Raw genomic sequence first — 14,820 nt, forward strand, 5'->3', positions numbered from 1 at the left:
CGGTCCCGCATTAACCGAAGCGCCTCATCCTGTCACCAGCTTTCGACAGGCACCGGCCGCAGCGGCGGGACGGATGCTGAAGACCGGACCTGCGTCGCGGTGGAATTCCCGGGGGCATCCACGCAGCTGGCCCGATAGTTAACGAGCCTTGAAAACGCAGGTTGATGTTGGATGCATTCGCGCAACCTGAAATTTAATGATCTGTGGGCATGGTCGCAGATCAACTACGACTTTGGTCGTACATTAGCGGGGGCTAAAGGCGATGATCCGCAGATTCGAAGCGACGATGCGCAGGTTCGCGCGCGACAGGCGCGGCAACTATGCCTTGATCGCCGCCATCGCCATGGTGCCCCTGATGGGCGCGGTTGCGCTTGCGGTCGACTATACGGACCTGGTGCGCCAAAAGCAGGAAACGCTGAACGCGCTGGATGCCGCGGGCGTCGCCACCGCGCAGCAGATCGTCGCCAATGTAAGCGACGCCGACGCCAAAGCCTATGCGAAGAACTTCTTCGAAGCCAATCTGTCGCATGTCAGCCCGGCTGACACGGCGCTGAGCGTCACCTTGCCCAGCAACAATGCCGGCGGCGGCACGCTGAAGCTTTGCGCGACCCTGCGCTACCATCCTTATTTCCTGCCAGCCGCGGCGATGCTGATCGGCAGGACTGCCGGCGACACGACTTTGACCGCGTGCTCGGAAGTTCGCCTCAAGAACACTCTCGAGGTTGCCCTGGTGCTCGACAATTCCGGCTCGATGAGCACGAATGGATCCGGTACAGGCCAGCAGCGCATAGAGCTGCTCAAGACCGCCGCGACCGAACTCGTCAACACGTTGGCCCTGCAGGCAGGGCAAATGAAGCAGGTCACCAAGCCGGTGCAGTTCGCCCTGGTACCCTTTTCGGCCTCGGTCAATGTCGGCTCAGCCAACAAGGACAAGACCTGGATGGATCTCGACGGCATCTCGCCGATACATCATGAGGATTTCGACTGGACCCAGATGTACAAGAACGTCTCCGGCGTCGATCCGAACAAATACATCGAGAAAGTCGGTGCCGCCTACTACCAGAGGGGCACCGGCTGGGGAGCGGACGCGGGCAAGGCAATGACCCGCTTCACCCTCTACCAGGATATGATGGCCACGACGCGAACCTGCACCAAGAAGAACCACGGCACGTGTCAGACTTATGTCGACACGACCGCCCAATACCAAGCCTGGAAAGGCTGCTTGGAAGCAAGGCCGTATCCTTACAATGCCGACGACACGACGCCGACAACGTCCACACCCGCCAGCCTGTTCGTGCCGATGTTCGCTCCGGACGAGGCCGGCAATTTCTGGACCGACTCCACCCACGTCAGCACGACGTCATGGGGTTACCCGAACAATTGGTGGGTGGACTCGGCCGACAGCCTGGCCGTCGCGAAACGCCAGTCGGACATGCGAAAGTATTTCGTCACAAAGCCCTACAATGCGGCGGCGGAGCCGGCTGACGGCGGCCCCAACTCCGGGTGCACGACTTCCGCCATCACACCGTTGCAGGACATAACCACGACCACAGGCAAGAGCACCATCACAAACGCCATCAGCGCAATGACGCCGACGGGCAACACCAACGTGCCGGAAGGGCTTGCCTGGGGCTGGCGGGTGCTGTCGAGCAATGAGCCTTTCACGGACGGTCGGGCCAACAGCGAAAAAGGCAACGACAAGGTCGTCATCGTGCTGACCGACGGCGCAAACACCTACAGCCCGATCGCCGACGCCACCTATGCCAAGAACATGTCGACTTACGCCGCGTACGGCTACACGGGCCTGACCTATCCAGGCTCCGGTACGGTGACCCGGCTGTTCATGAACACCAGCGCTTCCGTTGGCAAGACGACCTACACCGGCGCCAACTACACGACGGCGCTCGACGAGCAGATGCAGACGCTTTGCGCCAATGCAAAGAATTCGAACATCATCGTGATGACGGTTTCGCTTGACCTCGTGGACACCAAATCCGCGGAAAAGGCCGCAATGACCGCGCTGAAGACGTGTTCCTCGGACTCGAGATTCCGAAAAGACCCGGCCGACCCGACCGGCAAGACTGCGGCCAAATTGTACTGGAACGCGACCGGCGCCACGCTGTCGAAAAGCTTCAAGGAAATCGCCGACGAACTGTCGAACCTGCGCATTGTCGGCTGATCAAGGGGCAATCGACGCGGCGAAACGCGCTGCCTTCGCGGGCCGTTTCCTTGAACGATGCGGCCTTGCCCCGGCGCGATTGGTTAGCGTTCGGTGAAACACCGAGGCTGCAATCGAGCGGTTTCCCACACCCGTCCTTCAGCGTTTTGTGAAACGGTGGCCTGGGCAAAAGATCCGCAGGCGGGGCCGCTTACAACACATGCGTGGATTCTGGCGTGACTTCTGCCGCGACCGGCGCGGCAACTATGCTCTCTTGACCGCGGTCGCCATGGTGCCGCTGATGGGCGCGGTGGCGCTGAGCGTCGACTATTCGGGCGTGGTCAACGAGAAGCAGAGGGTGGTGAACGCGCTCGACGCCGCCAACTTCGCCACCGCCCGTCGCCTTGCCGAAGGCGCCACCGACGACCAGTTGAGGGCCTATGCGCTGGAGTTCTTCAGGGCCAACCTCGGCGACAGCATCGATCCGGCCAACACCACGCTCAGCGTCACGCTGCCCAGCAGCACGACCGGCGGCGGCCTGGTCAAGCTCTGCGCGGCGCTGGTGTACAAGCCCTATTTCCTGCCGGCAGCGGCGCTGCTGGTCGATAAGGAGTCTTCGGACGTCAACTACTCCGTCTGCTCGGAAGTGCGCCTTAAGAACACGCTCGAAGTCGCCATGGTGCTCGACAATTCCGGCTCGATGAGCAACCTCGGCACCGGTGCGGGGCAGAAGCGCATCGACCTGCTCAAGCAGGCCGCCAAGCAGCTCGTCGACACGCTGGCGCAGCAGGCGGCCGCGATCAAGCAGATCGACAAGCCGGTCCAGTTCAGCATCGTGCCCTTCGCCGCCTCGGTGAATGTCGGGACGCAGAACGACAATGCTTCCTGGATGGACACCTACGGGCTGTCACCGATCCACCATGAGAATTTCGACTGGACGACGCTGAACGCCACCAACAAATACGCGCAGAAGATCAACGGCATCTGGTACAAGAAGGGCTCAGACTGGGGCGAGCAGGAAGGCCAGATGCTCACTCGCTTCTCGCTCTATCGCGACATGAAGGTGGTCACCAGCCACGAGCGCATCGTCGGCTCCAAGCGTGTCGTCTGCGACGAATACCGCTCCAACCACACCTGCAAGCGCAGCCACGACGAATACGACTACAACGACACCTATGGCCCGTTCGCCAGCTGGCAGGGCTGCGTCGAGGTCAGGCCCTACCCCTACAACGTCAATGACGCGGCGGCCTCCGGCGGCCCCAACAACACCGGCACCGGCGTCGGCGACCCGGCGACCATGTTCGTGCCGATGTTCGCGCCGGACGAGCCTGGCAACCACTGGTATTTGACGCAGGATCCCGACGAGGCGAAGCCGGTGACCTACGGCGCTGCCAACAGCTGGTGGAACGACGATCCGTCGAGCACCACCGGCAAGACGCGGCAATCCAACATGGCCAAGTATTTCCAGCCGCGGCCGATCAATGCGCCGGTGCTGTCGACCGGCGCCGGTCCCAACTACAGCTGCACCACGACGCCGATCACGCCGCTGACCGATGTCACCCAGGCGGCGGGGCTGACCGCGATCAAGGCGGCGATCGACCTGATGCAGCCGAACGGCAACACCAATGTCCCGGAAGGCATGGCCTGGGGCTGGCGCACCGTGTCGAGCACCGAGCCCTTCACCGAAGGGCGGCTGGAGAGCGAGCGCGGCAACGACAAGGTCGTCATCGTGCTCACCGACGGCGAGAACACCTATTCGACGGTCAGCAGCGACCCGGCCGGCAACAAGTCGACCTATGCCGCCTATGGCTACACCGGCCTCGCCTATTACGACACCGCCGTGACCCGGCTGTTCACCGGCACGTCGAACGCCATCGGCCAGTTCAACTATTCGTCCAGCAACTACACCGCCGCGCTCAACGAACAGATGGCGAGCCTGTGCGACAACGCCAAGGCGGCCAACATCATGGTCATGACCGTCGCGCTCGACATGTCCGCGACCGATGCCGGCGACAAGAAGGCGATGGACGCGCTGAAGGCATGCTCTTCCGACTCGCGCTTCCGCAAGGATCCGACCGACCCCAGCAAGCCGGCCAAGCTGTTCTGGAACGCGACGGGCGCCACGCTGTCCGACAATTTCAAGGAAATCGCCAACGAGCTGTCGAATTTGCGCGTCGTCGGGTAAACCACCCGGCGTTGGAGGCGCCGGCGCGGACGCTGCCAATTTTCAACGCTGGAGTAAGAACTCCCGCCGGCATGCCCTTGCGATCGATGAAAGCGCGTGGTGAATGGGCCCGCCACCCCCCGGAGACGCATCGATGCCCGACACCGCAAACCACTTCGCTTTCGCGCTGGTCTGCCTCGGTATGGTGCTGACGCCCGGGCCGAACATGATCTACCTGATCTCGCGTTCGCTGTCGCAAGGGCCGAAGGCCGGGCTGATCTCGCTCGGCGGCGTCGCCTGCGGCTTCCTGTTCTACGTGGTCTCGGCGGCCTTCGGCATCACCGCGCTGCTGCTCGCCGTGCCCTTCGCCTATGATGCGCTACGCATCGCCGGCGCGCTCTATCTTCTGTGGCTCGCCTGGCAAGCGGTGAGGCCCGGCGGGCGCTCGCCGTTCGAGGTTCGCGAATTGCCGAAGGACGGACCGCGCAGGCTGTTCGCCATGGGGCTGATGACCAATCTGCTCAACCCCAAGGTGGCGGTGCTCTACCTTTCGCTGCTGCCGCAATTCATCAACCCGGCCAAGGGCCATGTGCTGTCGCAACTGCTGGTGCTTGGAGTCACCCAGATCTCGATCAGCCTCACCGTCAACGCCATCATCGCGGTGACCGCCGGTTCGATCGCGACGTTCCTCGCCGGACGGCCGTTGTGGATGGTCATCCAGCGCTGGATGATGGGCACCGTGCTGGCGGCGCTGGCGCTGAGGATGGCGACCGAAGCGCAACGCTGACGGCGAAAGCGTCCAGCCGTTCGGCGCCGCCAAGTTACACGGCCTCCAGCATGGAGGACACCTTTCAGGCACCTTTCGTCCTGGCTCTGGTGAAATAGGTCCTATTCGGGCGGCGCCAGCCACGCTGGCGCCGCCCGTTGACCAAAGGCGCGTCGCGTATCAGGCCGCGAAGCGGTCGATCACCTCGGCCAGCGGGACATGCCCCAGGCAGGCGCCCGAGCCGACAGGCATTTCGCCATTCTCGACGGCAAGCGCGTAGCGCACCTCCGGCACGGCCTCGATGCGGCGGCGCAGGGCGGCAAGCCTGGGGTAATCGGCGCCCTCGATGGCCTGGTGAAATTCGGCCCAGCGCGCCACGCCGATCAGCGTGGTATCGGCCAGCGTCAGCCGGTCCCCGGCCAGGAACTCGGTTCCGTTGATCATCGCCTCAAGCTTGTCGTGACGCTCGGCGACGGCCTTGCGGCCGAAGTCGCGCAAGGTCGCCTGCAGCACCGGATCGGGCGACGCCATTTCCAACGCCGCCCAGAGCGGCATGAACGCGGCGGTGAAGCCGGTGTTCACGAAAGCCACCAGCTGGTGCATCCGATCGGCTTCCGGCGTGCGCGGATCGAAGCTGATGCGGCGCTGCGTATCGCGGGCCTCGAGCCATGCGGCGATCGCCATGGTCTCGGTCAGCACCTTGCCCTCGTCGGTGATCAGCACCGGCGTTTCCTGCCGGCCGTTGATGCCGGCATAGGCTTCGTTCTTCATGTCGGCCAGCATGTCCACCCGGCACAGCCGGTAGGGCAGCCCGAGGCGTTCGAAGGCAGCGACGAGCCCCATCGAGCTTCCCGCCGGGAAGCCGTAAAGGAGGATAGGTTCCATGTGTTGTCTCTTCCATGTTCGAGGGTCACGCCGCGCAGCGAAACTTGACCCTAAACACCGGTCGCCCCATGTAAATTACGCACTATTCTGTAACCACGCGTCCAGGTCCCTCCCCATGAAAGATGTCGTCTCGCGCTGCCCGATCGAAGAGACCATGCGCGTGCTCAGCGGCCGCTGGCCGACCTTGCTGCTCTACTATCTGAAGGACGGCACCAAACGCTTCAGCGAACTCAGGCGCGACAATCCGACCGTTTCGCACCGCATCCTGGCGCTGGAACTGCGCAAGCTGGAGGACGCCGGGATTGTGCGGCGGACCGCGCATCAAGGCTATCCGCTGCGCGTCGACTACGACCTTACGGAACCCGGCCGCAGGCTTGTGCCGCTGATCGATGCGCTCGGCGCTTGGTGGGTGCATACGCAGGACGACCGGACCGGCGGCTCGGAAGCAAATCTCGAAACCGCAGCCTAGGGCCGTCTACCGAGATTTTCGCCGCCCTGCCCGGCAAAAGCCATGATCACCATTATTTCAGGCGGGTATGACCGTTGCGCGACTCGAAAACCACCCGATCCCGAACCCGAACAGGCGCCTGCTGCTGAAGGGCGCTGCTCTTGCCGCGCTGGCCGGGCTTGCCGCCTGCTCGACCGCCGTGCTGCCGACCGGCGAAGGCGCAGGCGTCTCCTCCTCAGCCACGACGACGCTCGCCGGCATCCGGTCCTCCGCCGGGCTTCCGGCGCTGGTTCCAGACACGCAGCTCGAGCAGGCAGCCTTGCAGCAAGCCGGCTACATGGCGTCACGTGCCCGGATGAGCCACACCACCGGCTGGGGCAAGGACTTCGCCTCGCGCATGAAGGACAATGGCGTGCGCGGCGCCGCAGGCGAGAACATCGCCGAGGGCCGATTCGACCTGCAGAAGCTGTTCGACATCTGGATGCATTCGGACGGCCACCGCCGCAACATGCTCGACCCGGACTTCTCCCGCTTCGGCCTCGCCTATGTGCGCGACGGCCGCGATCCGAGCCTGCGCTACTGGAGCCTCGTGCTCGGGAGATAGGCCTCGCCTATCCCTGTTTTGTCGTCAGGGTTCCCGACGCCGGAACGCCTTGGCCGTCATCCGCCACGCTCGCCGTGTGGAGCAGCTTCTCGATGCCCTGGGCAGAGACCGGCTTGCTGAAATGATAGCCCTGCATTTCATCGCAATTGTTCTTGCGCAGGAAGGCCACCTGGTCGTCCGTCTCGACGCCCTCGGCAATGACCCTCAGATGCAGATTCTGACCCAGCGAAATCACGGCGCTGGCGACAGCCTGATCGTTCTCGTCGGCGGCGAGATCCTTGATGAATGACTTGTCGATCTTCAGCCGCGCCACGGGAAAGGTCTTGAGCGCGCTAAGGCTGGAATAGCCTGTTCCGAAATCGTCGATCGATATCTGAACCCCCAGGCTCTGCAAGGCGTCCATCGTCGCGACCGCCAATTCGACGTCCTGCATGATAAGGCTCTCGGTTACCTCGAGCTCGAGATATCTGGCCTCCAGGTCGCTGTCCGTCAGCGCGTTCACGACACGGCCAATCAGGTTCGGTTCCCTGAATTGCCGCGCCGAGACGTTTACGCAGACCGTCAGGGGCGGCAGACCGGCATCCTGCCAGGCCTTGTTCTGCCGACAGGCTTCGTGCAGGACCCAGTCGCCGATCGGCACGATCAGCCCGGTCTCCTCGGCGGTCGGAATGAACGTGTCCGGCGCCACCATGCCTCGTGTCGGATGCTTCCAGCGCAGCAAGGCTTCGACTGCAAAGACCTCTCCTGAGCGAAGATCCACCTGCGGCTGGTAGAGCAGAATGAACTCCGAGCGCGCCAGGGCATTTCGCAATTCCTCCTGAAGCAGGAATTTCTCATGCGCCCTGGTGTTGAACTCGGGAGCGTAGAACTGGAAATTGTCGCGGCCGAATTCCTTCGCGCGGTACATTGCGGCATCGGCATTGGCCAGCAGCTGATCCGGACTCGTCCCGTCCTTGGGATAGTTGGCGATGCCGATGCTGGCCGTCGCCCTCAGCCGATGCCTTCCCAGATGAACCGGCTCCGCGATCGCCGCCCGGATCTTTTGCAGGGTCTCGGAGATCAGATCGACGTTCGTCGGCTGGTCGAACAGGACTATGACGAACTCGTCGCCGCCAAGCCGCACGACTGTGTCGGTCGGCCTTACGCAGTCGACCATGCGGTTGGCAACGGTCTTCAGCAGCACGTCGCCGGCATTGTGGCCGAGCGTATCGTTGACGAGTTTGAAATTGTCGAGGTCGATGAACACCACCGTCACCCAGCGATCGTATCGCTGCGCATAGAGCAGTGCCTGCGAGAGCCGGTCCTCGAGCAGAGCGCGATTTGGAAGCCCTGTCAGCACATCATGGTTGGCCATGAAATGAATCTGGTCTTCAGCCAGTTTGCGCTCGATGGCGATCCCCGCAATCCGCGTCGTGAAGTCGATCAGCCGCGTTTCGGCCTCGGTCGGTTCGCGCACCGTCATCGAATACATCGCAAAGACACCGAGCACGGCGCCTTGATGCGACAGGATCGGGGTCGACCAGCAGGAACGATACCCGAAGGGCGCCACCACCTGACGGTATTCTTCCCAAAGCGGGTCCTGCATGATGTCCGCGACGATGACCGGCTCCCGCCGATAGACGGCGGTGCCACATGACCCAACCTTGGGGCCGATGGCGATCCCGTCGATGGCAGCGGTGTATTCCTTCGCCAGGCTCGGCGCGCCGCCGTGCCGCAAATGGCTGCCGTCCTTGTCCAGCAGCAGGACGGAACCGAAGATCCCGGTCAGCTGCGACTCGACGAGGCGCATCAGACGGTCGAGCACGTCTTCGAGCAGGGCGCTCATCGCGATCATTTCCAGGATGTGCGCCTGCCCCTCGCGAAGGACGTCCGCCTGCTTGCGTGCGGTGACATCGTGCGCGATGCCGACCAGACCGATGATGTCATTGTGGGCATTGCGCAACGGCACCTTTGTCGATGACACCCACTTGCCGGCGCCCGACGCGTCGACAATGAACTCTTCCTTGTCGATCATGGGTTGGCCGCTGCTGAGCACGGTCTGTTCCACCGCGCGAAATTTCTGCGCAAGTTCCGGGGCATGGAGATCAAAATCGGTCAAGCCGATCATGTCACTCGTCTTCTCCCGCCCGCTGTCGACCGCAAGCGCCCTGTTGGCCACGACGAAGCGGCTCTCCGTGTCCTTGACCCAGAGATAATCGGGCACCCAGTCGATCAGCGTTTGCAACGAGATGCGCTCGTCGACGATCTGTCGGTTGGCAACGAGCGCGGTAATGTCCTCATGCGTGGCCACCCAGCTGCCGTCGGCCATGGGCTGATGGCAGACCTGAACCGTCCGACCGTCGGCGAGGTTGGCGGTCCATATCCTTGGAGCCATGCCCGAATTGACGGAGCGGGCCAATGCAAGATAGGCGTCGGCATCGGTCACAGATGTCCCGGCGGCGACGCGATGTTCGACGATTTCCCGGAGCGTCACACCCGGCTGCAATTGCTCTGGCGCAATGTGGTAGATTTCAGCGTAGCGGCGGTTGCACAGGATCAATCGTTCGGCGGCGTCGAAAAAGCAGATGCCTTGCGAAACGTTGTCGATCGCCGTCTCAAATCGCAGCGCCTGCCCTTCGAGCGTTGCGATCCTGGCTCGCAGATCGCGCTCGAGCGTTTCGTATGAAGCGATGGTCAGCTTCGCCAGCGCCGCCAGATTGGCCGACTCGGGTGTCTCGGCGGCTTTCCTGGATGATTTCTCGCCCAAACAGAGTTCCTCCAGTTTGGTGCCGGCGCAAAGCAACACGGCTCGCTTTCAACCCAAAAGCGACGACATCGTGATCGATATATACTAATGGTAGATGAACCAGGCGCAGTCGGTTGTAGATATCCGAGAATCCTTGCGCTGTTCCCCCGCCACGATTTCAGTCCCGGATGCAGGCGCGGCGGCTCCGCCTCGCGATCAGAGCAGTTCAGCGTCTGGTAGAACCGCTGAACTGCTCTGACTATTTTGTACGCAATTCCGGACGGAAAACCGTTTCACACTTTTCCTGGAATTGCTTCAGCAACCGTCAGTCCATGTGTGCGGCAGGGGCGCCGGCGGCCGGCGCCGCCTTCGGCTTGCGCAGCAGGAAGACGAACGGGATGGCGAGCAGCGTCATCACCATCAGGATCTTGAAGTCGTTGACGTAGGAAATCATCATCGCCTGGATGTTGACCAGCCGATCGACCTGCGACAGCGCCGTCGGATCGCCGCTCGCCGCCGCCGGCGAGGCCGCCCACAAATTGGGGTTGAACGGGTTGATGAAGGCCGCAAGCTCGGTGTGGTTGATCTGCGTGTTGCGCACCATCAGAACCGTCACCACCGACACGCCGATCGAGGAGCCGAGATTGCGCACCAGGCTGAACAGCGCGGTGGCATCGGTGCGGTAGCGCGCGTCGAGCGTGGCGAAAGCGATCGTCGACAGCGGCACGAACACCATGCCCATGCCCAGGCCCTGGATCACGCCGGAGGTCAGGATGAGCCAATTGTCCATCTGCGGCGAGAAGCTGGACATGGTGTAGAGCGACTGCGCGGTCAACAGGAAGCCGATGACCACGAGGATCCTGGCGTCGACCCTGTGCATGATGCGGCCGACCAGGAGCATCGAGATCATCGTGCCGATACCGCGCGGACCGATGACGACGCCGATGGTCATGGTCGGATAGCCGAAAATGTTCGCCAGCATGGGCGGCAGGAGCGACATCGAGGCCAGGATGAGCACGCCCATGACGAAGATGAACGCCAGGCCGGTCACGAAATTGCGGTCGAGGAATATCTTGGGGTCGATGAAGGGGTGCTCCGCCGTCACCGTGTGGATGGTGAACACCCAGAAGCCGGTAATGGCAAGGCCGAGCTCGATCCAGATCTCGACGGAGGAAAACCAGTCGACCTCGCCGCCGCGATCCAGCATCAGCTGCAGCGCGCCGACGCCGAGCGAGATCATGGCGAAGCCGAAGAAATCGAAGCTGCGCACGCGCTTGGCGACCGCAGGCAGATAGGCGGCCATGCCGAGGAAGGCGAGGATGCCGACCGGCAGGTTGATGAAGAACACCCAGCGCCAGTTGAAATTCTCGGTCAGCCAGCCGCCGAGCGTCGGGCCCAGGATCGGCCCCAGCATGATGCCGGCGCCCCAGATGGCCATCGCCTGGCCGTGGCGCTCCCTCGGGTTGATGTCGAGCAGGAAGGTCTGCGACAGCGGCACGATCGCGGCGCCGAATACGCCTTGCAGCAGCCGGAACAGCACGATGGTCTCGAGGCTCCACGCCAGGCCGCACAGCATGGAGAAGATGGTGAAACCGACAACGGCCGTCAGGAACAGCTCCTTGCGGCCGAGCCGGTCGGCAAGCCAGCCGGTGACCGGCGTCATGATCGCCGCCGCGACGATGTAGGAAGTCAGCACCCAGTTGATGTTGTCCGGAGAAGCGCCGAGATCGCCGGTCATGGTCGGCAGCGCGACGTTGGCGATCGTCGTGTCTAGCGCCTGCATGACGGTGGCCAGCATCAGCGCGACGGTGATCAGGCCGCGGTGCGGTACTTCCTTGAAGGGTTCTGGCGTGCTCATGATGCGGAACTTCCAGCAGGTAACAAAAACGTGTACACGACGGTTTCCGGGCGGCGAGGCCTTCCGTTTGGAGACCCTCATCGCGGTGGGACGCGACTATCGATGTGGGGGTTACATCGAACGAAAGTCTCTTTTGATCGGACGCCTGCCGCCCGGAAACCTGAGGACCGAAGAGGTCTGTGTCGAAGGCTTCAGATTTCGATCAGGCCGCGACGCGGCCCCGGTTCAAATCCCGCTCCTTCCCACTCCTCCCATCGGACCAATCCCCTGCCGTTTTGCTTCCACCCGCCGGGTCCCCGGCAGGCTTCCGCCACTTGTCCATTCCGGCCGCCAATCCGGGATCGTCGCCTACTCGGCCGCCTCGCCGGCCGTGGCGCGGCCGAAGATCTTCGGCAGGCCGCGCGCCACGCCGGTGTCGACGGTGACGGTGGCGCTCATGCCGGTGCGCAGCGCCATTTTGGCGTCGGGATCGGTCAGCTCCAGGCGCACGGGAATGCGCTGCGTGACCTTGACCCAGTTGCCGGTGGCGTTCTGCGCCGGCAGCAGCGAGAACTCCGCCCCGGTGCCGGCGCCGATCGCCTTGACCGTGGCCTCGAAGGTCTTGCCCGGATAGGTGTCGACGACGATCTCCGCCTTCTGGCCCGGCTTCATGTGGGTGAGCTGGGTTTCCTTGAAATTGGCGTCGATCCACGTGTCGCCGGTCTCGACCAGCGAGAACAGCGGCGTGCCGGTGGCGACATACTGGCCGACCTTGAACGAGGAGGCCTGGCTGACGACACCGTCGGCCGGCGCCGTGACCGTCGTCTGCGCCAGGTCATAGGCGGCCTTGTCGCGCGCGGCGAGCGCCGCCATCACCGTCGGGTGCTTGTCGGTCTCGATGTCGGGATTGCCGCCGAGCGCCGCCTTGGCGCTGATGATGCCCTGCTCGGCCACCGCCAGCTGCTGCCTGGCCTTGTCGAGGTCGTTCCTGGCCTCGTCCAGCGACGACTTGGCGTTGATGCCCTTCTGTGCAAGGTCGGCGGCGCGGTCGTATTGCGACTGCGCGTAGGCGACTTCGCTGGTGTCGGACTTCTCCTGCGCCATCGCCTGGCTGTAGGCGGCGCGCAGCTGCTCGACATTGAGGCGGGCGGTGGCGACCGCCGCATCGGCCTGGGCGAGCGCGATCCGGTAGGATTCGGGGTCGACGGCGAACAGCACGTCACCCTGCTTGACGAGCTGGTTGTCGGCGATGCCGACCTTGACGATGCGACCCGCCGTGTCGGAAGCGATCGACACCTTGGCCTGCTGCAGATTGGCGTTCTCGGTCTCCTGGTAGCGGCCGCCGGTGACCCAGACGTAGGCGCCGCCGGCGAGCAGTGCCGCGGGCAGCGCGACCATCAGGAGAAAGCGGCCGGCGCGGCGCTGCTTCTTCGGCGCCGGTTGCGGCGAGGGAGCGAGCTCCGCCGGGGCGACCGCCGGTTGCGCCGGCGCCTCGGCGACCGGCTGCGCCGGCGCTTCCCGTTCCAGCCTGGTGACCTTCTCGTCCACCTTTGCTACCGCGTTCATGCTGCTGTGCCTTCCGTAGTCTTCATTTTTTCCAGCGACGGCGCTTCGCCGTCGGCCAGGTTCTGCACGATCGTATCCAGCGCCCGGATCAGGACGCGGCGATCTTCCGGCGACACGCCGACCAGCGATTCCTCATAAACCTCGCCGGCGAGGCTCTTGACGTGGGCATAGGCCTCGCTCGCCTTGGCGGTCGGGAAGATCATGCGCACGCGCCGGTCCGCTGCGTCGGGGCGACGTTCGATCCAGCCGCCCTCCTCCATCCGGTCGACGAGGCGCGAGACGCTGATCGGCTCGATTTCGAGAAGCTCGGCCAGTCGCGCCTGGGCGACACCCGCCTCCTTGGCGACACGGACCAGAAGCCGCCACTGCGCCGAGGAAAGGCCGAAGCCGCTGGCGCGCGCCTCGAAGCGCTTGCGCATCAGGCGCTGCACGTCGTGGATCAGGAAGCCCAGTCTGTCGATGCCGTCGGAAACCATGAGCGGCATATATAATAAGCGTGCTTAGTATTCAAGGGGACGTCGTTGATCCAGAAGCCGGCAACTGTGCATGGCAGACCCGCGACGCCAGCGTGGTTAGCGGTTGGTGAACACCGAACCTGGCCTGACACAGGCTGTTTCCGCGGCGTGGTTTGCTGCATAAATGCCGGGGCTCGACGCGGGGACTACGGGGAATGGCCGACATCTGGCAGGTGGGGATCGTTCCAGTGCCGATCCAGGGCGTTCTTGCCGCCGACGGCCTCGACAGGCGCCGTGTGATCTGGCTGCCGCCGCAAGGCTCGTTCCGCTTCATCGCCGACCCGTTCGGCCTTCCCCACGGCGATCGCTTCACCGTGCTGGTCGAAGCCTATGACTACCGGGTGAAGCGCGGCGATATCCACTACTACAGCTACGACCGGGGCTGGACGCTGAGGGAGCGCGGCATTGCGCTGAAGGAACATTTCCACCTTTCCTATCCGCAACTGATCCGGTCGGGCGAGGACATCTTCATGCTGCCGGAGGCCTACCAGAGCGGCCGGCTGACGCTTTATCGGGCGGTCGATTTCCCGACAAGGTGGGAGCCGGTCGCCGTGCTGCTGGAAGAGCCGGCGGTCGACTCGACGGTCTTTCACCATCAGCAGCGCTGGTGGATGTTTCATGCGCTCTTCGGACCGGACGGCAGGGACACGCGCGAACTGCATGTCGCCTTTGCCGACAGCCTGACCGGCCCGTGGCACAAGCACAAGCAAAACCCGGTGCGCACGGGTCACGCATCGTCGCGGCCTGCCGGCTCGCCGTTCCTGGACGGTGACAAGCTTTATTTCCCGACACAGGACTGCACGACCGGCTACGGCCGCGCCATCAATCTGCTCGGCATCGACCGTCTCACGCCTGAGGAGTTTTCGGCCGATATCGTCAGGCGCCTGTCGCCCGAAGGCTGGCACGACGGTTTCGACCAGGGATTTCACACGCTTTCGGACGGCGGCGGCGTCACCTTGATCGACGTCAAGCGCATCGACCGCTCGCCTATGCGCCACCTGATCAAGCTGCAGCACTGGCTGCGCAGGCAGGCACGCCGGGTTTAAACGACGCCTGAAGCCGGGAGACCGACGCCCGCCAGGGAATCGTCTCAGCCAAACATCGGAAAATTTTCAGAAACCGTTCGGGATTTCGCGGACCCGGAGTCGCAAA

11 protein-coding genes are annotated in these 14,820 nt (G+C 63.6%); 6 read left to right on the top strand and 5 right to left on the bottom strand.

The genetic code is table 11. The features are described 5' to 3' along the window. Nucleotides 1-262 precede the first annotated feature (262 nt). The 3 genes from EN857_RS25265 to EN857_RS25275 all read left to right on the top strand — a co-directional run bounded on the left by EN857_RS25265 (nucleotide 263) and on the right by EN857_RS25275 (nucleotide 5,109). Entirely contained in the window at nucleotides 263-2,179 is a 1,917-nt protein-coding gene (locus EN857_RS25265; RefSeq protein WP_245493419.1) for a TadE/TadG family type IV pilus assembly protein, read from the top strand. 199 nt (nucleotides 2,180-2,378) lie between these two features. Then, the gene (locus tag EN857_RS25270; RefSeq protein ID WP_189379684.1) at nucleotides 2,379-4,343 is read left to right on the top strand and encodes a pilus assembly protein; all 1,965 of its coding nucleotides are present in this window, start codon (nucleotides 2,379-2,381) and stop codon (nucleotides 4,341-4,343) included. A 133-nt stretch (nucleotides 4,344-4,476) separates the two neighbouring features. Then, nucleotides 4,477-5,109 carry a LysE family translocator gene (locus EN857_RS25275; RefSeq protein ID WP_127392259.1) on the top strand — a complete coding sequence of 211 codons (633 nt, stop codon included), beginning with the start codon at nucleotides 4,477-4,479 and terminating at the stop codon, nucleotides 5,107-5,109. 159 nt (nucleotides 5,110-5,268) lie between these two features. On the opposite strand, the gene EN857_RS25280 is transcribed toward EN857_RS25275, so the two are convergent. Next, complete coding sequence (locus EN857_RS25280; RefSeq protein ID WP_127392258.1) at nucleotides 5,269-5,973, bottom strand: glutathione S-transferase family protein; 705 nt, start codon at nucleotides 5,971-5,973, stop codon at nucleotides 5,269-5,271. A gap of 115 nt (nucleotides 5,974-6,088) precedes the next feature. On the opposite strand from EN857_RS25280, the gene EN857_RS25285 reads away from it, so the two are divergent. Both EN857_RS25285 and EN857_RS25290 read left to right on the top strand, forming a co-directional pair. Beyond that, nucleotides 6,089-6,442: a helix-turn-helix domain-containing protein gene (locus EN857_RS25285; protein ID WP_127392257.1), complete on the top strand. Its 354-nt coding sequence runs from the start codon at nucleotides 6,089-6,091 to the stop codon at nucleotides 6,440-6,442. A 67-nt stretch (nucleotides 6,443-6,509) separates the two neighbouring features. After that, nucleotides 6,510-7,025: a CAP domain-containing protein gene (locus EN857_RS25290; RefSeq protein ID WP_127392256.1), complete on the top strand. Its 516-nt coding sequence runs from the start codon at nucleotides 6,510-6,512 to the stop codon at nucleotides 7,023-7,025. Nucleotides 7,026-7,032: 7 nt separating this feature from the next. Here EN857_RS25290 and EN857_RS25295 read toward each other — a convergent pair whose 3' ends face one another. The 4 genes from EN857_RS25295 to EN857_RS25310 form a co-directional block, all read right to left on the bottom strand. Next, complete coding sequence (locus EN857_RS25295; protein WP_245511344.1) at nucleotides 7,033-9,771, bottom strand: EAL domain-containing protein; 2,739 nt, start codon at nucleotides 9,769-9,771, stop codon at nucleotides 7,033-7,035. Nucleotides 9,772-10,075: 304 nt separating this feature from the next. After that, a complete protein-coding gene (locus EN857_RS25300; RefSeq protein ID WP_127392255.1) occupies nucleotides 10,076-11,608 on the bottom strand; it encodes a DHA2 family efflux MFS transporter permease subunit in 1,533 nt (510 codons plus the stop codon). A gap of 348 nt (nucleotides 11,609-11,956) precedes the next feature. Further along, nucleotides 11,957-13,153: an HlyD family secretion protein gene (locus EN857_RS25305; RefSeq protein ID WP_128346827.1), complete on the bottom strand. Its 1,197-nt coding sequence runs from the start codon at nucleotides 13,151-13,153 to the stop codon at nucleotides 11,957-11,959. After that, nucleotides 13,150-13,629, bottom strand: a complete 480-nt coding sequence (locus EN857_RS25310) for a MarR family transcriptional regulator (protein WP_127393926.1) — start codon at nucleotides 13,627-13,629, stop codon at nucleotides 13,150-13,152. Before EN857_RS25310 ends, EN857_RS25305 begins: the two co-directional genes overlap by 4 nt. 194 nt (nucleotides 13,630-13,823) lie before the next feature. On the opposite strand from EN857_RS25310, the gene EN857_RS25315 reads away from it, so the two are divergent. Next, nucleotides 13,824-14,714: a hypothetical protein gene (locus tag EN857_RS25315; protein ID WP_127393925.1), complete on the top strand. Its 891-nt coding sequence runs from the start codon at nucleotides 13,824-13,826 to the stop codon at nucleotides 14,712-14,714. The last annotated feature ends 106 nt before the right edge of the window (nucleotides 14,715-14,820 follow it).

Origin of the sequence: Mesorhizobium sp. M4B.F.Ca.ET.214.01.1.1 (assembly GCF_004791545.1) — a bacterium.
Taxonomy (GTDB): Bacteria; Pseudomonadota; Alphaproteobacteria; order Rhizobiales; family Rhizobiaceae; genus Mesorhizobium; species Mesorhizobium abyssinicae.